Here is an 18239-nt window from a genome sequence, read left to right as displayed (position 1 = left end):
GGCGTGGACCGGCGTGACAAACACCCGGAACCCGTCGAGGTGAATCTGCACCTCGGGCAATGCAAAAAAGTGTGAAGCAAGCCGATAGGCCGGATTCTGTGCATCGCCCTCCCCTAACGGGTTAGGCCATGTGACCGCCATTCCTCTGGGCCGGGCATCGCTGCCCGGCTCGGTGCCACCTACCCGCCAGCTCTGCGAGCCGCATCAACGCTGGCCTACTTGGTGTTGCTGCGCGTAGAGATTGCCCGTTGCACCCGACCCCGTGAGCTGCGCTCACGGTCCCGCGGGGCGAACCCCGCACGTTTGGTCGACTCGTCTCTGTTGCTCTGATCCTCGGCTTTCGCCGGGCAGCCGTTAGCTGCTACGCCGCTCTGTGCAGTCCGGACCTTCCTCCAGGGCCATGTTTCCATGCTTGCCCCAGCGGCGGTCTGGCTTGCTTCACGTCGCGGATTATCGTTGCAGACGCTGCACGCCCCGTTCGCTACATTGAGCCGACCTGTGACGGAGGCGCTGCATGACGACACCCGTGAGAACCGGCCAGGCGCAGTCCATGGACCGTCAGACCTTCGGCGAACGCTTCCGCCAGCGTTTCGTCGACCCGGCCTTCGACGCCGAGCGCGATGCGCTCGCGCGGCTGGAGCAGATCGCCTGGGAGGCCTTCCACGAGGGCCGCAAGGCGCCGACCACCATCAAGGCGGGCGCCGGCTTCGCCGACCCAGGCTACGACCTGTCCATCGAATGGCGCGACACGCAACGGCGCCTGCTGCAGGCCCAGGCCGAATGGGCGGACCACGCGACGCCGTCTCGCGTGCTCGTCATCAACGCCTCGCCACGCAACGACGGCACCTGCCCCGGCGAGATGTCCAAGACCTGGCGGCTCACACAGATGGCCCGCGCGGCCTGCGAGGCCGAAGGCATGGCCGTCGACGTGCTGGACCTGAGTCGCCTGACGTCCGACTACGACCGGCACATCCATCCCTGCAAGGGCTGCGTGTCCACTGCGATGCCGCTGTGCCACTGGCCGTGCAGCTGCTATCCCAACCACGCGGCCGGGCAGACCAACGACTGGATGGCCGAGATCTACGAGCAATGGGTGCGCGCCCACGGCGTGTTGCTGCTCACGCCCGTGCACTGGTACCAGGTCACCAGCCCGCTCAAGCTGATGATGGACCGCCTGGTCTGCGCCGACGGCGGCAACCCCGACCCGACCTCGACCCAGGGCAAGAAGGCCGAACTCGCCCGACAGATCGAATTGAAGGGCTGGGACTACCCGCAACACCTGGCCGGGCGCGTCTACGGCGTTGTCGTGCATGGTGACGTGGCCGGCATCGAGGGCACGCGCCGCGCGCTGTCGGACTGGCTGGACTGGATGGGCCTGCGCGACGCCGGCTTCGGCGCCCGGTTGGACCGCTTCATCGGCTATTACGAGCCCTATGCGACGAGCCACGAGGCGCTGGACGAGGACCACGACGTGCAGGAAGAAGTCAAGCGCGCCGCACGCGCGGTGGCCATCAGCGTCGGCCTGATGCGCGACGGACGCCTGAAGGCTGGCGACACGGGCCTGGCCGAACCCCGCAAGAAATAGGCACACTGCGGCACGACGAAAAGGAGCCCCTCATGAAAGCCGCCAGCATCCTCGACACCATCGGCAACACGCCCCACATCCGCCTGCAGCGCCTGTTCCAAGGCGCCGAGGTCTGGGTCAAGTCCGAGCGCAGCAACCCGGGGGGCTCGATCAAGGACCGCATCGCGCTGTCCATGATCGAGGACGCCGAAGCACAGGGCCTGCTCAAACCAGGCGGCACCATCATCGAGCCGACCTCGGGCAACACCGGCGTCGGCCTGGCGATGGTCGCGGCGGTGAAGGGCTACGAGCTCATCCTCGTCATGCCCGACAGCATGAGCATCGAGCGACGCCGCCTGATGCTGGCCTACGGCGCGAGCTTCGACCTGACGCCGCGCGAGAAAGGCATGAAGGGCGCCATCGCCCGCGCCCGCGAGCTGCTGGAGCAGCACCCCGGCTCGTGGATGCCGCAGCAGTTCGAGAACGCTGCCAACCCGGCTGTGCATGCCAGGACCACGGCGCAGGAAATCCTGCGTGACTTCCCCGATGGTCTGGACGCGTTGATCACCGGTGTCGGAACGGGCGGCCACATCACCGGCTGCGCCCAGGTGCTCAAGGCGGCCTGGCCGCAGCTCAAGGTCTATGCGGTCGAGCCCAGCGCCTCGCCGGTCATCAGCGGCGGCCAGCCCAGCCCGCATCCCATCCAGGGCATCGGCGCCGGCTTCATTCCCGCGGTGCTCGACACGGCCCTGCTGGACGGTGTCATCCAGGTCGAGGCCGAGGCGGCGCGCGAATACGCCAGGCGCAGCGCGCGCGAGGAAGGCCTGCTCGTCGGCATCTCCAGCGGTGCGACGCTGGCCGCCATCGCGCAGAAGCTGCCCGAGCTGCCCGCAGGTTCGCGGGTGCTCGGCTTCAACTACGACACCGGCGAGCGCTACCTGTCGGTCGAGGGCTTCCTGCCCCAGACCTGACAGCGGTCACTCACCGCCGACGTCTTCGTCGAAGCCCTCGTTGTCCTTGCGCGCCTGCTTGGCGAGCTCGGCCTTCAGCGGCTTCAGCGACTCGATGAGGGTCTCGGCCGGCTGCGGCGAGGCCAGGCGCAGCGCCGGTGGCGGCAGGCTGGCCAGATACGGCGGGCCGAACACGTATTGCTGCTCCTGGCGGGCGCCCACCTGCAGGCCCAGGCCCAGCAGCAGCAGCGCCGCGATGCCGCCGTCGAGCGTGCGCCGTGCACCGGGCCAGACGAGACGGGCATGCCAGGCAACCAGCGCCGCACCGGCCACCGGCGCGGCCAGCGACTCCAGCACCATCAACCGCGGCCATGACAGCGAATAGGCGACCGCCGGGAGCAGCCACTCCAGCACCTGCAGGCCCACGATGACGATCAGCGCGCGGCGCAGATGGACGGCGAACGGAAAGCGGTGCTGGAAGAGCTGGCTGCCCAGCGACCACAGCCCGGCCCAGCCCAGCACGAAGGCCAACGGCCCGAGCAGCGGCGACGCGTAGTCGACCCAGCGGGCATCGGGGTCGACAGCGCTCCAGCGGTCCACCCACTGGAAGAACAGCATCGCCAGCAGCAGCGCCGGCAGCAGCGCCCAGTGGCGCACCGGGTGTACGACGAGGACCTGCTCGGGCGCCAGTTCATCGGCGCTGGTGCGCAGGCGCAACGAGCAGCCGGCGAGCTGGAAGGCGCCGCCCTTGGGCAGTTCGGCGTCCTCGCCGGCCAGCAGCCGGCGGCCGCCGACGCTGCCGCCGTTGCGCGTGTCCAGCAGCGCCAGCCGCACGCGGCCATCGGGCTGCAATTGCAGCTCGGCATGCTCGGCGGCGATGTGGCTGTCGTCCACCACGATGTCGCAGGCTGGCGAGCGGCCGATGCGCACCGGCCAATGCGCCACGCGCTGCACCAGGGCGGCGCGGCCGTCGCGACCCAGCAGTTCAACGACGGCTGCTTGCGGCGCGGAGGGCATCACTTGGCCTTGCTGTTGTTCGTCCACGCGAAGCCCTCCAGGTAATGCGCCGCGAGCTTGAGCGCGTTGTCGAAGCTGACGCCCCGGGCGTCGAAGCGGCCCAGCGCACCGGCCTTGGCCGCATCCACCGTCGTCACCAGCACGCTCAGGTCATGCAGGCCCTCCAGCTTGCGGTAGGCGCGCAGGCAGACGACGGCGCGCAGCGGCAGGCCGTCGCGGTCGACGAACTGCTCCTTGCAATAGGGCGCGGTGCGCGACTTGTCTGAACTGCCCAGGCGCTCGTTGCGGAAGCTGCCCGAGTATTGGCGCGCGAAGCGCAGCGCGCCGAGCTTGCTGCCGTCATAGGCCTCGTGCGACATGTCCAGCCAGCCGGTCTGCAGATTGCCACTGACGAACAGCGCGTGGTCCATGCGGCATTGCGAGCGCTCGAAATCCAGGCCCTTGGTGTCGGCCGACGTGCCGCGCCCCCAGCAGCGCATGAAGTCCTGCTTGGGTACCGGCAGGCGGTAGCGGTCGTGGTTGGCGCTCTCCCAGGGCAGCGCCAGGAAGCGGGTGACGAGTTCGTCCTGGTACTTGGTGAGCTGGTCGCGCAACCGGCTCCAGGCGGCCGTGCGGATGGGCTTGGCGCCGAGGCTGCGCTTGACCAGGCCCTCGGCGAACTCACCCGGCACGAGGAAGCTGACCTGCTGCGCGAACATCATGCCGGACACGTTGACGCCAACGACGAGGCCGTCCTCGTCCAGCACCGGGCCACCGCTCATGCCGGGGTTGATACCGCCGGCGTAGTAGATCAGCGGGTCGAAGCTGCGGTCCACCAGGCCGTTGTAGTTGCCCTCGACGACGGCGAAGGCGACGTCGTGCGGGTTGCCCATCGAGTAGATGCGCTCGCCCTTGGCCAGCGGCTGGTTCTGCGGCCTGAAACCCAGGGCACCGCGCCCCTTCAGGCCGCCGCCCTTGCCGTCGTCCACCGCGCGCAGCAGCGCCAGGTCACGGCGGGCATCGAAGTCCAGCAGCTCGAGCACGCCACTCTGGCCGTCGGTCGTCGCGTAGCGCAGGCGATAGCTGTCGGGCTCCAGGGCGAACTGGCTGATGACGTGGTAGTTGGTGACGACATGGCCGTCGTCGCTGACGAGAAAGCCCGAGCCGACCGAGGCCTGGCTGTCCTGGGTCTTCAGCAGCGTGCGGATCTGCAGCAGCTGACCCTTGCTGCGCTCGTACAGGCGGCGGGCGCTGGCCGACACGGTGGGCAGCGGCGGCGCGGGTGACTGCGCTGCGAGCGCTCCGGGCGCGGAGGCGGCAGGCGGTGGCGACTGGGCGCCAGCGACGCAGGCCAGGCCAGCGAGGGCCAGGCCCAACAGAGGCTTCAAACAGGACTTCATCAACAAACGACACCTCCCAGTGCGGGCGCCGATGCTAGCCGCTTTGGCCGGAAAACCTGGTCGTCGGCATAGAAGCCCCGTGATGCATTCGCGGTCCACCAGCCGGGAATGCCGAGTACGGGCAGCGGCGGCAGGTCGGCCGGCATCAACGCGGGCGGCAGCCCCGGCGCGGCGATATCGTCGACGAAGAGGACGCGGGCGCAGAGCGGTTTGCGCGGCGCCAGAAGTTTCTCAAGCAAAGCATGGCCGACGACGAGGGCCTGCGCGTGCCGCCAGAGCTCGCGACGCGTTGCAAACAGCGCCGTCCAGTCCTGAGCCCGCAGCGCCGCCTTCAATGCTGCCGGCGCGCGGAGCAGCAAGCCGCTTTCGTCCAGCAGCGTCAGCGCATCGCGCAGCGGCCCTCGACGGCCGGACGCGGCGGGTGGCGCCGCGATGTGCGCCCGGTTCAGCGCCGCCTTGAGGGCCGGGCAGCGCAGCCACACCAGACCGTTGAACAGGTCATGCGCGTTGTGCCGCGTCGGCACGCTGCCGGTGGCGGCGATGTGCTGCTCGTAGCCCGACGTCAAGGGGGCCGCGGGCTCGAAGCGCTGATGGCCGAGGGCCGCATGCACCGGCATGCCGACGGCAAGCCGCGCGAGGACCGGCTCGGCCACATCGCGGTAGGGCGCGAACCAGGGCGCCCGCCAATCGGGAGAGATCATCCGTGCCCGAAACGCACCTGGTTGGGAGTCTTTTCGGGCTGCAGTTGGAAGGCCTGTGGGTGCTTGCGGAAGAGCTTGGTCGACGGCGCCGTCTTGGCCAGCAGGCCGGCTTCTTTCAGCGCCTTGGCCGCCGCGCCGAGGTCATGCCACTGGCCGTCGGCCAGCTTGGGCAGCAGCGCCAGCACGGCGTTGATCTCGCGGGCGGCCGCGACATTGGCGTCCACGGGGGCCGCCGCAGGCGCCGGCTTGGCCACCGCGGCTGCAGCGGGCTTCGGCGCAGGCGCTGGCGCGGATGTGGCCTTGGGTGCCGGCTTAGGCGCTGGCGCTGGCGCGGGCGCCGCGGCCTTGGCGGGCGCAGCCGCCTTCTTGGCGGCCGGCCGCCGCGCAGCCGCCTTGCGGGCGGGCTCGCGCCTCGCGGCAGACTTGCCGCTGTCATGCGCCAGCTCGTTGAACTGGTCGTAGATGGCGATGACGCCGTCGCCCGTCTTGCCCTGCTGGCCGAAGCCGCGCAGCCAGGCGCCCTTCTCGCGCAGGCGCAGCACCAGGGGCGCGAAATCGCTGTCCGATGACACGAGCACGATGACGTCGGGCTTCTCGGTGATGGCCAGCTCCATCGCGTCGACGGCCATGGCGATGTCGGTCGAGTTCTTGCCGATGGCCAGATTGACGATGGCCCGCAGGCCCAGTCGCTTCAGGAAGGACTGGTGGTTCTGCGCCTGCTCGGCATTGCAGTAGGCGCGGCGAATGTGGGCGGTGCCGTAGTCCTTGAACACGGCGGTGAGGGCCTGTTCGATGACGTCGGTGGCGACGTTGTCGAAGTCGACGAGGAAGGCAACTTTCTTCATGCGATCAGTTTCCAGTTCAAGGTCTCGCCGCCGCGCAGCGGCTTGAGTTGGGCTTCCCCGAAAGGCACGGCGCTGGGCAGCGTCCACGGCTCGCGCTTGAGCGTGACGGTGCCGGTGTTGCGCGGCAGGCCGTAGAAGTCGGGGCCGTGGTGGCCGGCGAAGGCGTCGAGCTTGTCGAGCGCGCCGATGCCCTCGAAGGCCTCCGCATACAGCTCCAGCGCCGAGATCGCCGTGAAGCAGCCGGCGCCGCAGACCGAGTTCTCCTTCAGCTGGGCGGCGTGCGGCGCGCTGTCGGTGCCGAGGAAGAACTTGGGCAGCCCGGAGGCGGCGGCCTTCAGCAGTGCCTGGCGGTGCTCCTCGCGCTTCAGCACGGGCAGGCAGTAATAGTGCGGGCGCAGGCCGCCAGTGAAGATGGCATTGCGGTTGTAGAGCAGGTGCTGCGGCGTGATGGTCGCCGCCGTGAAGCGGTCGCTCTCGGTCACGTACTGCGCGGCTTCCTTGGTCGTGATGTGCTCGAAGACGACCTTCAGCTCGGGCATGTCAGCGCGCAGCGGGGTCATCACACGGTCGACGAACACCGCCTCGCGGTCGAAGACGTCGATGTCGCCATCCGTCACCTCGCCGTGCACGAGGAAGAGCAGGCCCTCGCGCTGCATCGCCTCCAGCGTCGCGTAGGTCTTGCGGATGTCGGTCACGCCGGCATCGCTGTTGGTCGTGGCGCCGGCCGGGTAGAGCTTGAGCGCGACAACGCCTGCGTCCTTGGCGCGCTTGATCTCGTCCGGCGCCGTGTTGTCCGTGAGGTACATCGTCATCAGCGGCTCGAAGTCCAGGCCCTCGGGCAAGGCGGCCAGGATGCGCTCGCGGTAGGCCACGGCTTGCGCGGCGGTGGTGACCGGCGGGCGCAGGTTGGGCATGACGATGGCGCGGGCGAACTGGCGCGCCGTGTAGGGCAGGACACTGGCGAGCGCCGCCTCGTCGCGCAGGTGCAAGTGCCAGTCGTCAGGCCGGGTGAGGGTAAGGATGTCACTCATGGCGCGCGATTGTCGTCGCCGGAAGGATGCACACTCCGCTTCTCATTGAAAGGAGCTCGCTTCCCCTCATGAACACCGCGAAACGCCTGATCGGCACCCTGGTCCTGCTGGCCGCGTTCGGCGGCGCCCTCTTCTTTGCGCTGCGCAGCAACGACGAAACGAGGCAGATCGCGCAGGAGCAGGCGGCGATCGCCAGCGCCGAGCCGCTGAAGGGCTTCATCACGGTGGAGATGGAGCCGCTGTTCAAGGACGAGCGCGTCATCAAGGCGCTGGCCGGCGCCAAGCTGCCGGTGCAGGTGGCACGCGTGGGCAGCCGCGACATGGCGACCAAGGTCGGCGGCGCCGACCAGCCGGACTTCTTCCTCGCCAGCGGCGTCGTCGCGGCCAACATGATTGCGGACGCTGCGCGCAAGGCCGGCAAGACGGCGACGCAGACCTCGCCCTTCCACACGCCGCTGGTGGTGGCCTCGTGGGAGCCGGTCGCCAAGATCCTGGCCGCCAACGGCATGGCCCGGCCGATGGCGCCCAAGGTCTACGGCCTGGACATGGAGAAGCTGACCCAGGCCATGCTGTCCAAGCAGCGCTGGCGCGACCTCAAGGCGAGCGGCGACTACGCGGTGTCGCGCAGCGTGCTGGTGAGCACCACCGACATCCGCCGCAGCAACTCGGCGGCCATGTACCTGGCGCTGACGTCGGCAGCGCTGAACGGCGACGTGGTGGCCGACCGCATGGCGGGGCAGAAGTACGCGGTGCAACTGGCCGAGCTGTTCAAGCGCCAGGGGTTCCAGGAGAACTATGTCAACGGCGCCTTCGATGACTACCTGGCCATCGGCATGGGCAAGACGCCGCTGGCCTTCATCTACGAGAGCCAGATGCTGGCCCAGGCGCAGAAGGGCGGCGGCATCAAGCCCGACATGGTGCTGATGTACCCGCAGCCGACCATCGTCAACAAGCTGGTGCTGGTGACCATGAGCGAGCGCGCCAGGCAGCTGGCCGAGCTGCTGGTCGCGAACAAGACGCTGCAGGCCGTGGCACTGGAGCACGGCTTTCGCACCGGCGACACGGCCGCGTTCGCGGCCACCGCGCAGAAGGCGGGCCTGGCCGTGGACGTGAACATGAACCAGGTCATCGACCCACCGGGGTTCGACCTGATGTTCGAGATGATCGACATCGTCAGCCGGGAGATGAACCAGTGATCCGTCGCACCCTTGGCCTGTTGGCCCTGAGCCTTTTGGCCGCCTGCGGCAAGGCGCCCGAGTCATCGTCGCCGGCGCCCCAGACCGCGGCGGAGACGCCGTCGAGCGGCAGCCTGCATGTGCTGGCTACAAGCGACCTCAAAGACCTGGAGCCGCTGGCCGCGCAGATCAAGTCAGCCACCGGCGTCGATGTGCAGTTCCGCTTCGGCGGCACGATGGAGAGCACGCAGGAAGTGCTCAGCGGCGACAGCGCCGGCAAGCCCAAGCCCGACGTGGCCTGGTTCGCGAATGCCAAGTACCTGCTCAGCGACGCGGCCGGTCAGGGCAAGGTGAAGGTGCAGGAAAAGATCATGCTGTCGCCCATTGCGGTGGGCGTCAGCAAGAGCGACGCCGCCCGCAATGGTTGGGACAAGCCGGACGCCAAGCTGACCTGGGCCGACATCGCGCGCGCCGCCAGGCAGGGCAAGCTGCAGTACGCGCTGTCCAACCCCGCCACCAGCAACCAGGGCTTCATGGCGCTGCTCGGCGTCGTCGCCGCGGCCGGCGGCAAGGGCGAGGCGCTGAGCGCCGCCGACGTGGACCGGGGCGCCATCGCGGACTTCCTCAAGGGCTACCGCATCGTCGGCGACAACTCGACCTATCTGGCCGAGCAGTTCATCAAGGGCCAAGGCACCCGGGCGAACGCCTTCATCAACTACGAGAGCTGGCTGCTGACGCTCAACGCCAGCGGCAAGCTGCGCGAACCGCTCCACCTGATCTACCCGTTTGAAGGCGTGTCGACGGCCGACTACCCGTTCATGCTGCTGAACGACGCGCGCAGGGCCGACTACCTGAAGGTGGTCGACTACCTGAAGGGCGATGCCGCCCAGCTGTGGCTGGCGCGCCAGACGCTGCGCCGGCCGATGCGGGCCGAGCTGGCCGCCCAGGTGGCCGACATCCTGCCGGCGCGCGGTTTCCAGGTCGAGCTGCCGTTCTCGCCGGACCGCCAGCTGGCCGACGGCCTGATCGACGCCTACCTGAACGAGTTCCGCAAGCCCATCGCCAGCACCTTCGTGCTGGACACCAGCGGCAGCATGCAGGGCCAGCGGCGCGAGCAGCTGGTCGAGGCCATCCACTACCTGGCTGGTGCCGACCATTCGCTGACGGGCCGCGTCGCCAAGCTGACCAACCGCGAGCGGCTGTGGTTCCTGCCCTTCAGCGACAAGCCACGTGCGCCGGTGCCTTTCGAGATCCCGGCCGGCAGCAAGGTGGCCAAGGGCGTGCTGCCGCAGGTCGACACCGATGCCAAGCTCGCCGAGCTGCAGCGCGTGCGCGACGCCGCCGATGCGCTGAAGATGGCCGGCGGCACGGCGCTCTACGACGCGGTGCTGGCCGGCCTGCAGCACATGCTGGAGGAGCGCAAGCGCAACCCCGACTACCAGTACTCGGTCGTCGCCTTCACCGACGGCAAGAACACCGCCGGCCGAAAGCTGGAGGACTTCAAGCGCGCCTACGAGCAATTGCCCGAGGACGTGCGCGGCATCCCGGTTTTCATGGTGCTGTTCGGCGAGGCGGGCGAAGCCGACTTGAAGGAACTCGTGAACATCACCGGCGGCCGCGTCTTCGATGCGCGCAAGACGCCGCTGTATGCGGTGTTCAAGGACATCCGGGCTTATCAATGAGTGCACGGCAATGAGCGGCTTGTTTCGATGGCTGAACGCGCCGGCCAATTGGGCCGGTCTGCTGACCGCAACGGGCGTGCTGGTGCTGAAGGCACTGGGCTTTCTCGGTGGCTGGGCCCTGGGCCTGGCGGCGCTCGGCTACGTGGTCGGCCTGGTGGCCGGCGCGCTGTGGTGGGGCTGGCCCAGCACCCAGGAAGACGCCTGGGAAGCGCTGAAGTTCGAGGACGAAGGCGACGCCCGCGAGGCCATGGGCCGGGCGCTGAACGGCGTGCGCGGCCTGACCGAGCACAACCCGGGTGGGCGCATCCCGGCGCCGCTGGCGCAGCGCATCAAGCAGCTCTGCCAGCGGCTTGAAAGCCTGCTCAACCAGTGGGAGCGCAGCAAGGGCCAGCTCAGCCTGCAGGAGACCTTCCACGCGCGCCACATCGCCATCACCTATCTGCCGCAGGCGCTGAACACCTACCTCAGCATCCCGGCGCAGTTCGCCACCACCAAGCTGCTGGCCAATGGCAAGACGGCGCAGACCACCTTCGAGGGCGTGCTGGCCGAGCTGGAGCTGAAGGTGGAGCAGCTCGGCGACGACCTCGCCTCGCAGGACGCCCAGGCCTTCCTGCGCCACAGTGAATTCCTGAAGCAAAAGTTCGGCAGCAAGGACATCGCATGAACACCACGACCGCCACCGCCACCCCCACCTTCACGCTGACCGCCCCCGAGGTCATCACGCCCGTGCAACCTGCCGCCGCCGTCGAAGCGGTGCCGCTGAAGGCCGAGGTCACCGCCAAGGTGGACGAGCAGGTGCGCCGCTTCATCGAGGCGCTGGAAAAGGAAGACCTGCACAGCGAGCCCTTCAAGGCCAAGCTGGACAGCGCCTTCCAGCTCGGCCGGCAGGAGATCAGCTTTGCGGCCAACCTGATGCAGGGCAGCCTGATGCAGCGCAACTTCGTCGGCGCGACGGACACGCCGGCCTACAAGGCGATTGCCGCCATCCGTGGCCAGCTCGACGAGCTCAACCCCGGCAAGGAAGGCGACCTGCTGCAGCCGCGCAAGCTGCTGGGGCTGATCCCGTTCGGCAACAAGCTGGAGGCGTACTTCCGCAAATTCGAGTCCGCCAGTTCGCAGCTGCAGACGGCCATGACCCAGCTCTACGCGGCCAAGGACGACATCCAGAAGGACGTCATCGACATCGAATCCACGCGCGGCAAGCTGTGGGAGGCGATGCAGGCTTTGGCCGCCGCCGCCCGCTTCGCACGCACGCTGGACACGCGCCTGGACGAGCGCGTGCAGCAGCTCAAGGCCAGCGACCCGATGAAGGCCAAGGCGCTGGAACAGGAAGTGCTGTTCTACGCGCGCCAGAACCTGGCCGACATCCAGACCCAGCAGGCCGTCTGCGTGAACGGCTACCTGGCGCTGGACGTGCTGAAAAAGACCGGCCGCGAAATGATGATCGGCTGCGACCGCGTCGCCACCACCGGCATGAGCGCGCTGGCAGTGGCCCAGACGGTGGCGCGCGCCACCGGCAACCAGATCGAGGTCATGAAGATGCTGCAAGGCGTCAACACGACCATCGGCGACCTCATCAACCAGACCGGCACCGCGCTGAACCAGCACGTGGACGCGACGGCCGAGTTCTCGGCCAACCCGATGCTGGGCATCCAGCAGATCCAGTCCATGTTCGACCAGACCTTCCAGGCCATGGACGCGATGGACAACTTCCGCAGCAAGGCCATCGAGACGATGGGCACCAACAACAAGCTGATCCAGGAGCAGTTGGCGCGCTCGGAGACCTACCTGGACCGCGTGCGGCAGCAGCAGGCCAAGGCAGCCATGTCGGGGTCGGCGGCCATCGAGGGGCCGGTCAAGCTCTGAAACGCTTTGGGGGCATTGCATCCATGAGTGGCGGCGGGCGCGTATAAACCGCTCGTCCCATTTCCGGAGATGCCATGACCCGCCCTGCCCTTGCGTTAGCGCTCACCGCCCTGCTCGCCGCCTGCGCCACCGAACCGATGGAGCCGCTTGGCCCGCCGGCCAAGGAGGTGATCTACGCGGTGACTGCGGCCAACCAGCTGATCCAGTTCAACGCCGGCCAGCCACAGAAGACGCTGTCCACGAAGGCGCTGACCGGGCTGGCTGGCGGCGACACGCTGCTGGGCATCGACTACCGCGTCGCCAAGGGCCAGCTGTTCGGCCTGGGCGCCAGTGGGCAGCTCTACCGCATCGACACCAAGACCGGCGCGGCCAGCGCCGTCGGCACGCCCGTGGGTCTGCCCATCGGTGCCACCGAATGGGGCTTCGACTTCAACCCGGCGGTGGACCGTATCCGCGTCGTCAACGATGCCGGCTTCAACATGCGCCTGCACCCCGACACCGGCGCCATCGTCGACGCCGACCCCAACCTGCCAGGGCTGCAAATGGACGGGCGGCTGGTCTTCGATGCGGCGGACGCGGGTGCCAGCAAGGCGGCCGCCGTGGTTGCGGCCGGCTACACCTACAACAAGGACAACGAGAAAATCACGACCAACTACGCACTCGACGGCCGGCAAGGCGTGCTGGTGCACCAGGGCAGCAAGGAAGGTGTGCAGCCGGCGGTGTCGCCCAATACGGGCCGCTTGTTCACGGTGGGCTCGCTAGGCATCGGCCCCTTCGAGCGCGCGACGCTGGACATTTCCGACGTGTCCAATGCAGCGTATTCCGCCGTGACGGCGGGTGGCAAATCGGTCTGGTATCGGGTTGACCTGGCTTCGGGCAAGGCGACGCGCATCGGCACCGTGGCGGGCGGACCAGTCGTTGGCGCGGCCATCGAGCCCTGACGCCAAGTGTGAAATGAAAACGGCGGCCTGACGGCCGCCGTTTTCGTTCCTGCGGCGGTTCAGTGCTGCAGGATCTTCGCGAGGAAGTCCTTGGCGCGCGGCGAACGCTCGTCGGGCTTGCCGAAGAAGTCGGCGCTGCTGCAGTCTTCGACGATCTTGCCGACATCCATGAAGATGACGCGGTTGCTGACCTTCTTGGCGAAACCCATCTCGTGCGTCACGCACATCATGGTCATGCCCTCGTGGGCCAACTGAACCATCACGTCCAGCACCTCACCGACCATTTCGGGGTCAAGCGCTGACGTGGGTTCGTCGAACAGCATGACGATGGGGTCCATCGACAGCGCGCGCGCGATGGCCACGCGCTGCTGTTGGCCGCCGGAGAGCTGGCCGGGGAACTTGTCCTTGTGCGCCGACAGGCCGACGCGGTCCAGCATCTTCAGGCCGCGCACCTTGGCGTCGGCCTGCGAGCGGCCCAGCACCTTGATCTGGGCGATCGTCAGGTTCTCGGTCACCGACAGGTGGGGAAACAGCTCGAAATGCTGGAACACCATGCCGACGCGCGCACGCAGCTTGGGCAGGTTGGTCTTGGGGTCCGAGATGGAAATGCCGTCGACGACGATGTCGCCTTTCTGGAAGGGCTCCAGCGCATTGACCGTCTTGATCAGCGTCGACTTGCCCGAGCCCGACGGGCCGCAGACGACGACCACTTCGCCCTTCTGGATGGTCGTCGTGCAATCGGTCAGCACCTGGAAGGTGCCGTACCACTTGGAAACGTTCTTGATGTCGATCATGGCGTGATGCTCAAGGTCTCAACGGATGATTTGGATCTTGGCCTGCAGGCGGCGGACCAGCATGGACAAGCCGAAGCAGATGACGAAGTAGACGACCGCAGCAACCAGATAGGTCTCGACCGGCCGGTTGAAGTTCTTGCCGGCGACCTCGAAGCCCTTCAGCAGGTCGTAGGCGCCAATGGCGTAGACCAGCGACGTGTCCTGGAACAGGATGATGGTCTGCGTCAACAGCACCGGCAGCATGTTGCGGAAGGCCTGCGGCAGCACGACGAGCTGCATGGTCTGGCGATAGTCCATGCCGACTGCGTAGCCGGCGTGGACCTGGCCCTTGGGCACGCTCTGGATGCCCGCCCGCATGATCTCGGAGTAGTAGGCCGCCTCGAACAGTGTGAAGGTGATCATCGCCGACAGCTCCGCCCCCATGGGCCGGCCGGTCATCAGCGGGATGAGCAGGAAGAACCACAGGATGACCATCACCAGCGGGATGGACCGCAGCGTGTTGACATAGGCTGCGGCCGGCATCACCAGCCAGGGCTTGCCGGACAGGCGCATCAGCGCCAGCAGCGTGCCGATCAGGATGCCGCCGATCATGGCGAACAGCGTCAGCTGAAGCGAGAAGATGAAGCCCTTGGCGACGAAGCTCGAAATGACGCCCCAGCTCAGGAAACCGAAGTCAAGTTGCAGCATCACTTGCTCCCCACCATGCCGGGCACGCGCACCCGGTTTTCGATGAAGAGCGCGATCCGGTTGATCGTGAACGCGGAGATGAAGTACAGGCCCGTGACGCCAAGATAGATCTCGATGTTGCGCGAGGTTTCCTCGCCAGCCTGGATGGAGAACATGGTCAGCTCGGCGATGCTCACTGCGAACGCGACCGACGAGTTCTTGATGATGTTCATGCTCTCGCTGGTCAGCGGCGGGATGACGATGCGGAAGGCCATCGGCAGCAGCACATAACGATAGGTCTGCGGCAGCGTCAGACCCATGGCCAGGCCGGCATAACGCTGGCCCTTGGGCAGGCTCTGGATGCCCGCCTTGACCTGCTCGGCAATGCGGGCGGACGTGAAGAAGCCGAGCGCAAACACCACCAGCAGAAAACTCGGCACCTCGCGCAGGCTGAGGAACAGCGAGGGCAGCACGTGATACCAGAGGAAGATCTGCACCAGCAGCGGGACGTTGCGAAATAACTCCGTCCAGGTATTGCCGATAGCCACCAGCGCACGGCTCGGCGTCGTCCGCAGGATGCCCATCAGTGACCCCACCGACAACGCCACCACCAAGGCCAGCAGCGAGACGCTCAGCGTCCAGCCCCAGGCCGACAACATCCATTGCAGATAGGTGATGTCGCCGCCGCTGCCAAAGCAGCTGGCGATCACCTCACCATCCAGGGTGTTCTTGCAGAACACCTGCCAATCCCAACTCATGGCTTCTCCTTGAGCCTTCTACCTAAAGCAAAGCGGGTGCCAGGCACCCGCTTTGCGGTCGTTCAGACCAACGCGCGAATCACTTCTTCGCGACGTAGTCTTCTGCCGGCTTGTCGTTGGGGTTGGCCCAGGCGTCCTTGGTCGCTGCGGACAGCGGCAGGCCGATCTTGGTGTTGGTCGGCGGGATCGGCTGCATGAACCACTTGTCGTAGATCTTGGCCAGCTCGCCCGCCTTGATCAGCGCCTTGATGCTGTCGTCCACGGCCTTCTTGAAGGCGGGGTCGTCCTTGCGCAGCATGATGGCGATGGGCTCGACGGCCAGCACCTCGCCAACGATCTTGAAGTCCGCCGGGTTCTTGGACGTGGCGATGTTCTTGGCCAGGATGGAGCCGTCCATGACGAACGCGTCAGCGCGGCCCGAATCGAGCAGCAGGAAGCTGTCGGCGTGGTCCTTGCCGTAGACCTCCTTGAAGTCCACGCTCGCAGCGCGCTCATGCTTGCGCAGCGTCTGCACCGAGGTCGTCCCCGTCGTCGTGGCAATGGTCTTGCCGTTGAGCTGATTGATGCCGGTGATGCCCGAGTTCGCCTTCACGGCGATGCGCACTTCCTCGACATAGGTCGTCACGGCGAAGGCGACATCCTTCTGGCGGGCCGCGTTGTTTGTCGTTGAGCCGCATTCCAGGTCGACCGTGCCATTGACGGTCAGCGGGATGCGGTTGGCTGACGTGACCGGCTGGTACTTGATGTCGAGCTTGCCGCCCAACTGCTTGCGCAGGTCGGCCACGACGCGCTCGCAGACATCGATGTGGTAGCCGACGAACTTGCCATCGCCGATGGTGTAGGAAAGACCGGAGGATTCGCGCACACCCATCGTGATCACGCCGCTGTCCTTGATCTTCTTCAAGGTGTCTTGGGCATGCACGGCGGTCACGCCGGCCACCAGGGCTGCGACGAGCAGAACTTTCTTCATGGAGACTCCAACAACAGGAAGTGGATATCGGTAACAGCCGTGAGCAGACCACGCCATAAGGTCAGGCCGAATACGGGTTTACACGATGCATGCACATGCGGGATGAGGTCATGCCGCGGATGAAAGATAGTCCCACAGCGCTTGAGCCGCGGGCTTCTGGCGGCGCGACATTTCGGGCCGCTCGCGGTAGATGCGCAACTCCATGCTGACGCTGAAAGATCCAGGTGCCGCAGCCGGCACCAGACGGCCGCTGACCAGTTCCTTCTGCACCGAGCTGGCGGGCAAGAAGGCGAACCCGTGGCCCTCCAGTGCCATCGCCTTCAAGCCTTCAGCCATGTCGGTTTCGTAGATCGCATCCAGGTTCAGCGCGCAATCGGCTTCCTTGACGATCAGCTCAACGAGGCGGCCGAGATAGGCGCCGGCTGCGTAGCTCAGGAAGGGAATCTTCTGGCCCAGCCTGCCCGGCAGGCGAAACAACGGCTCGCCCTGCGCGTCGGCCCTGGCGTAGGGCGACAGCGTCTCATGACCCAGCGACGCCATCTGGTAGCGCTCCGGGTCCAGTTGCAGCGGCTGGCTGGCGTGGTGATAAACCAGCAGCAGGTCGCAATTGCCCTCGCTGAGCTGCAGCATCGCGTCATGCACATTGGCCGCGTTGAGCCGGCACTTGATCGCGCCGAAGCCCCGGCGCAGGCCCATCAGCCAGTGCGGAAAAAAGCTGAAGGCCAGCGAGTGCGGCACGGCAAACTCGATCATGTCGAGATCCGACGCCTGGTGGCTGCGCAACATGTTGCGCGTCGCCTGCAAGTTGCCGAGCAGGTCGACCGCCTGCGCCAGCAGCGTGGTGCCAGCCGCAGTCAGCCGTGTCGGATATGAGGAGCGGTCGACGAGATCGACCCCCGCCCACGCCTCCAGCGCCTGGATGCGGCGCGAGAACGCCGGTTGGGTCACATGACGCAGCTGAGCCGAGCGGGAAAAGCTGCGCGTCTCGGCCAGGCTGACGAAGTCTTCAAGCCATTTGGTTTCCACCGGAGGCAGTGTAGCGATGGCCAATCACGGCCCACCGGGCGGCTTCTTCGAGCGTCGCCAACCCACCCCCCTAAGCGCGGCCCCTAGGTTGCCTCGTCCCCCTCAACTGAAGGGGCGCAGCCAGGCCGGACAGGAGGTCGCTTGTTTACAGTCCGGCACACAAACCCAACTCAAACAAACCCTGGACGGAGAACGCCATGCGCGCGACGAGCAAAATTCTGGCACTCGCCTTGACGGCAGCCCTGCAACCGGCGGTCGCGGGGGTGGTGTCGCTCGATTTCGAGCACGAAACTTCCGTCAGCAAGGTCGGCAATTTCTACGCCGCCCAAGGCGTTACTTTCACCGGCGATGCATGGTCGATTGGTTCGAACCAGAACCGCTGCCCCGGCATTGCGTCCTTCTCGCGCACCGGCAGTTGCGGTGGGCTGCTACTTGGCGTCAACCCGCTGGACGCCCCAGGCACCAATGCCAGCTTCACGATCAACTTCACTAAAGACATCGTCGACTTCTCGTTTGTCTACGGCATTGTGTCGATATCCAACGTGACAATCGAGGTATTCGACGCCCTAGACGGCAAGGGCCACCTCTTGCAGTCGTTGAACGGACTGAGCGGCGACGCCTGTGACACCGGCGTTTTGAGCTTTTGCGAGCCCAACTGGTACTCCACCAGCATCAAGTTCAGCGGTGTGGCCAAGTCGATCATGGTCACTGGTGTCGACCAGGGCCTGATGATGGACGATTTGCGGTTCGTCACGCGAGATGCCCCTTCCGGCGAACTGCCCGAGCCGGCCAGCATGGCCCTGGCGATCAGCGCCTTGGGCGCCCTAGCCTGGTCTCGCAAACGCGCCACGCGCTGAGAGCGCTTCACTTCTAG

The 18239-nt window shown here is 66.9% G+C and carries 18 protein-coding genes and 1 other RNA gene; 8 read left to right on the top strand and 11 right to left on the bottom strand.

Annotated features, from left to right (window positions below; all coding sequences use genetic code 11):
* Window positions 1-69: 69 nt before the first annotated feature.
* An RNA gene (gene rnpB, locus ASC81_RS06855) (RNase P RNA component class A) lies at window positions 70-440 on the bottom strand.
* A 74-nt stretch (window positions 441-514) separates the two neighbouring features.
* Here rnpB and ASC81_RS02710 point away from each other — a divergent pair.
* Together ASC81_RS02710 and cysK are read left to right on the top strand one after the other, a co-directional pair.
* Window positions 515-1585 (top strand): flavodoxin family protein, encoded by a 1071-nt coding sequence (locus ASC81_RS02710; protein ID WP_082536205.1) that lies wholly within the window; start codon window positions 515-517, stop codon window positions 1583-1585.
* A gap of 32 nt (window positions 1586-1617) precedes the next feature.
* A complete protein-coding gene (gene cysK, locus ASC81_RS02705) occupies window positions 1618-2535 on the top strand; it encodes a cysteine synthase A (RefSeq protein WP_056262374.1) in 918 nt (305 codons plus the stop codon).
* Window positions 2536-2541: 6 nt separating this feature from the next.
* Here the strand turns inward: cysK and ASC81_RS02700 are convergent, their stop codons facing one another.
* The 5 genes from ASC81_RS02700 to pyrC are packed head-to-tail and all read right to left on the bottom strand — an operon-like array spanning window position 2542 to window position 7487.
* Window positions 2542-3531: an FHA domain-containing protein gene (locus ASC81_RS02700; RefSeq protein ID WP_056262372.1), complete on the bottom strand. Its 990-nt coding sequence runs from the start codon at window positions 3529-3531 to the stop codon at window positions 2542-2544.
* Window positions 3531-4898, bottom strand: coding sequence for a serine protease (locus ASC81_RS02695; RefSeq protein ID WP_235533549.1), 1368 nt, complete (start codon window positions 4896-4898; stop codon window positions 3531-3533). The genes ASC81_RS02700 and ASC81_RS02695 overlap by 1 nt, the downstream gene beginning before the upstream one ends.
* 11 nt (window positions 4899-4909) lie before the next feature.
* Complete coding sequence (locus ASC81_RS02690) at window positions 4910-5611, bottom strand: DUF3025 domain-containing protein (RefSeq protein ID WP_056262366.1); 702 nt, start codon at window positions 5609-5611, stop codon at window positions 4910-4912.
* Complete coding sequence (locus tag ASC81_RS02685) at window positions 5608-6456, bottom strand: NYN domain-containing protein (protein ID WP_056262364.1); 849 nt, start codon at window positions 6454-6456, stop codon at window positions 5608-5610. Before ASC81_RS02685 ends, ASC81_RS02690 begins: the two co-directional genes overlap by 4 nt.
* The gene (pyrC, locus tag ASC81_RS02680) at window positions 6453-7487 is read right to left on the bottom strand and encodes a dihydroorotase (protein ID WP_056262361.1); all 1035 of its coding nucleotides are present in this window, start codon (window positions 7485-7487) and stop codon (window positions 6453-6455) included. The genes ASC81_RS02685 and pyrC overlap by 4 nt, the downstream gene beginning before the upstream one ends.
* A gap of 68 nt (window positions 7488-7555) precedes the next feature.
* On the opposite strand from pyrC, the gene ASC81_RS02675 reads away from it, so the two are divergent.
* The 5 genes from ASC81_RS02675 (at window position 7556) to ASC81_RS02655 (ending at window position 13151) form a co-directional block, all read left to right on the top strand.
* Window positions 7556-8683 carry a hypothetical protein gene (locus ASC81_RS02675; RefSeq protein ID WP_056262360.1) on the top strand — a complete coding sequence of 376 codons (1128 nt, stop codon included), beginning with the start codon at window positions 7556-7558 and terminating at the stop codon, window positions 8681-8683.
* Complete coding sequence (locus ASC81_RS02670; protein ID WP_056262357.1) at window positions 8680-10344, top strand: substrate-binding and VWA domain-containing protein; 1665 nt, start codon at window positions 8680-8682, stop codon at window positions 10342-10344. Before ASC81_RS02675 ends, ASC81_RS02670 begins: the two co-directional genes overlap by 4 nt.
* A gap of 10 nt (window positions 10345-10354) precedes the next feature.
* Window positions 10355-11008, top strand: coding sequence for a hypothetical protein (locus ASC81_RS02665; RefSeq protein WP_056262354.1), 654 nt, complete (start codon window positions 10355-10357; stop codon window positions 11006-11008).
* Window positions 11005-12210 carry a toxic anion resistance protein gene (locus tag ASC81_RS02660; protein WP_156391679.1) on the top strand — a complete coding sequence of 402 codons (1206 nt, stop codon included), beginning with the start codon at window positions 11005-11007 and terminating at the stop codon, window positions 12208-12210. The genes ASC81_RS02665 and ASC81_RS02660 overlap by 4 nt, the downstream gene beginning before the upstream one ends.
* A 74-nt stretch (window positions 12211-12284) precedes the next feature.
* On the top strand, window positions 12285-13151 hold the full coding sequence (locus ASC81_RS02655; RefSeq protein WP_056262351.1) for a DUF4394 domain-containing protein: 867 nt from the start codon (window positions 12285-12287) through the stop codon (window positions 13149-13151).
* Window positions 13152-13210: 59 nt separating this feature from the next.
* Here the strand turns inward: ASC81_RS02655 and ASC81_RS02650 are convergent, their stop codons facing one another.
* The 5 genes from ASC81_RS02650 to ASC81_RS02630 form a co-directional block, all read right to left on the bottom strand.
* Window positions 13211-13945 carry an amino acid ABC transporter ATP-binding protein gene (locus tag ASC81_RS02650; RefSeq protein ID WP_056262348.1) on the bottom strand — a complete coding sequence of 245 codons (735 nt, stop codon included), beginning with the start codon at window positions 13943-13945 and terminating at the stop codon, window positions 13211-13213.
* A gap of 18 nt (window positions 13946-13963) precedes the next feature.
* On the bottom strand, window positions 13964-14632 hold the full coding sequence (locus ASC81_RS02645; RefSeq protein WP_200946678.1) for an amino acid ABC transporter permease: 669 nt from the start codon (window positions 14630-14632) through the stop codon (window positions 13964-13966).
* Window positions 14632-15369: an amino acid ABC transporter permease gene (locus tag ASC81_RS02640; protein WP_056262346.1), complete on the bottom strand. Its 738-nt coding sequence runs from the start codon at window positions 15367-15369 to the stop codon at window positions 14632-14634. The genes ASC81_RS02645 and ASC81_RS02640 overlap by 1 nt, the downstream gene beginning before the upstream one ends.
* A gap of 79 nt (window positions 15370-15448) precedes the next feature.
* Window positions 15449-16339 (bottom strand): amino acid ABC transporter substrate-binding protein, encoded by an 891-nt coding sequence (locus ASC81_RS02635; protein ID WP_056262343.1) that lies wholly within the window; start codon window positions 16337-16339, stop codon window positions 15449-15451.
* Window positions 16340-16447: 108 nt separating this feature from the next.
* Window positions 16448-17365, bottom strand: a complete 918-nt coding sequence (locus ASC81_RS02630; protein ID WP_056262341.1) for a LysR substrate-binding domain-containing protein — start codon at window positions 17363-17365, stop codon at window positions 16448-16450.
* A gap of 197 nt (window positions 17366-17562) precedes the next feature.
* Between ASC81_RS02630 and ASC81_RS02625 the strand changes: the two genes are divergently transcribed.
* Entirely contained in the window at window positions 17563-18222 is a 660-nt protein-coding gene (locus ASC81_RS02625) for a hypothetical protein (RefSeq protein WP_056262338.1), read from the top strand.
* Window positions 18223-18239 lie beyond the last annotated feature (17 nt).

It is taken from the genome of Pelomonas sp. Root405, from assembly GCF_001425165.1.
Lineage (GTDB): Bacteria > Pseudomonadota > Gammaproteobacteria > Burkholderiales > Burkholderiaceae_C > Pelomonas.
The sequence above is the reverse complement of the archived record's forward strand: the minus strand, read 5'-3'. Positions and strand labels throughout refer to the sequence as shown.

Excerpts from the sequence above, each read along its gene's own strand:
- ASC81_RS02710 (WP_082536205.1), top strand. The coding sequence starts at position 515 with ATGACGACACCCGTGAGAACCGGCCAGGCGCAGTCCATGGACCGTCAG.
- cysK (WP_056262374.1), top strand. The coding sequence starts at position 1,618 with ATGAAAGCCGCCAGCATCCTCGACACCATCGGCAACACGCCCCACATC.
- ASC81_RS02700 (WP_056262372.1), bottom strand. The coding sequence starts at position 3,531 with ATGCCCTCCGCGCCGCAAGCAGCCGTCGTTGAACTGCTGGGTCGCGAC.
- ASC81_RS02690 (WP_056262366.1), bottom strand. The coding sequence starts at position 5,611 with ATGATCTCTCCCGATTGGCGGGCGCCCTGGTTCGCGCCCTACCGCGAT.
- ASC81_RS02685 (WP_056262364.1), bottom strand. The coding sequence starts at position 6,456 with ATGAAGAAAGTTGCCTTCCTCGTCGACTTCGACAACGTCGCCACCGAC.
- pyrC (WP_056262361.1), bottom strand. The coding sequence starts at position 7,487 with ATGAGTGACATCCTTACCCTCACCCGGCCTGACGACTGGCACTTGCAC.
- ASC81_RS02675 (WP_056262360.1), top strand. The coding sequence starts at position 7,556 with ATGAACACCGCGAAACGCCTGATCGGCACCCTGGTCCTGCTGGCCGCG.
- ASC81_RS02665 (WP_056262354.1), top strand. The coding sequence starts at position 10,355 with ATGAGCGGCTTGTTTCGATGGCTGAACGCGCCGGCCAATTGGGCCGGT.
- ASC81_RS02660 (WP_156391679.1), top strand. The coding sequence starts at position 11,005 with ATGAACACCACGACCGCCACCGCCACCCCCACCTTCACGCTGACCGCC.
- ASC81_RS02655 (WP_056262351.1), top strand. The coding sequence starts at position 12,285 with ATGACCCGCCCTGCCCTTGCGTTAGCGCTCACCGCCCTGCTCGCCGCC.
- ASC81_RS02650 (WP_056262348.1), bottom strand. The coding sequence starts at position 13,945 with ATGATCGACATCAAGAACGTTTCCAAGTGGTACGGCACCTTCCAGGTG.
- ASC81_RS02645 (WP_200946678.1), bottom strand. The coding sequence starts at position 14,632 with ATGCTGCAACTTGACTTCGGTTTCCTGAGCTGGGGCGTCATTTCGAGC.
- ASC81_RS02640 (WP_056262346.1), bottom strand. The coding sequence starts at position 15,369 with ATGAGTTGGGATTGGCAGGTGTTCTGCAAGAACACCCTGGATGGTGAG.
- ASC81_RS02635 (WP_056262343.1), bottom strand. The coding sequence starts at position 16,339 with ATGAAGAAAGTTCTGCTCGTCGCAGCCCTGGTGGCCGGCGTGACCGCC.
- ASC81_RS02625 (WP_056262338.1), top strand. The coding sequence starts at position 17,563 with ATGCGCGCGACGAGCAAAATTCTGGCACTCGCCTTGACGGCAGCCCTG.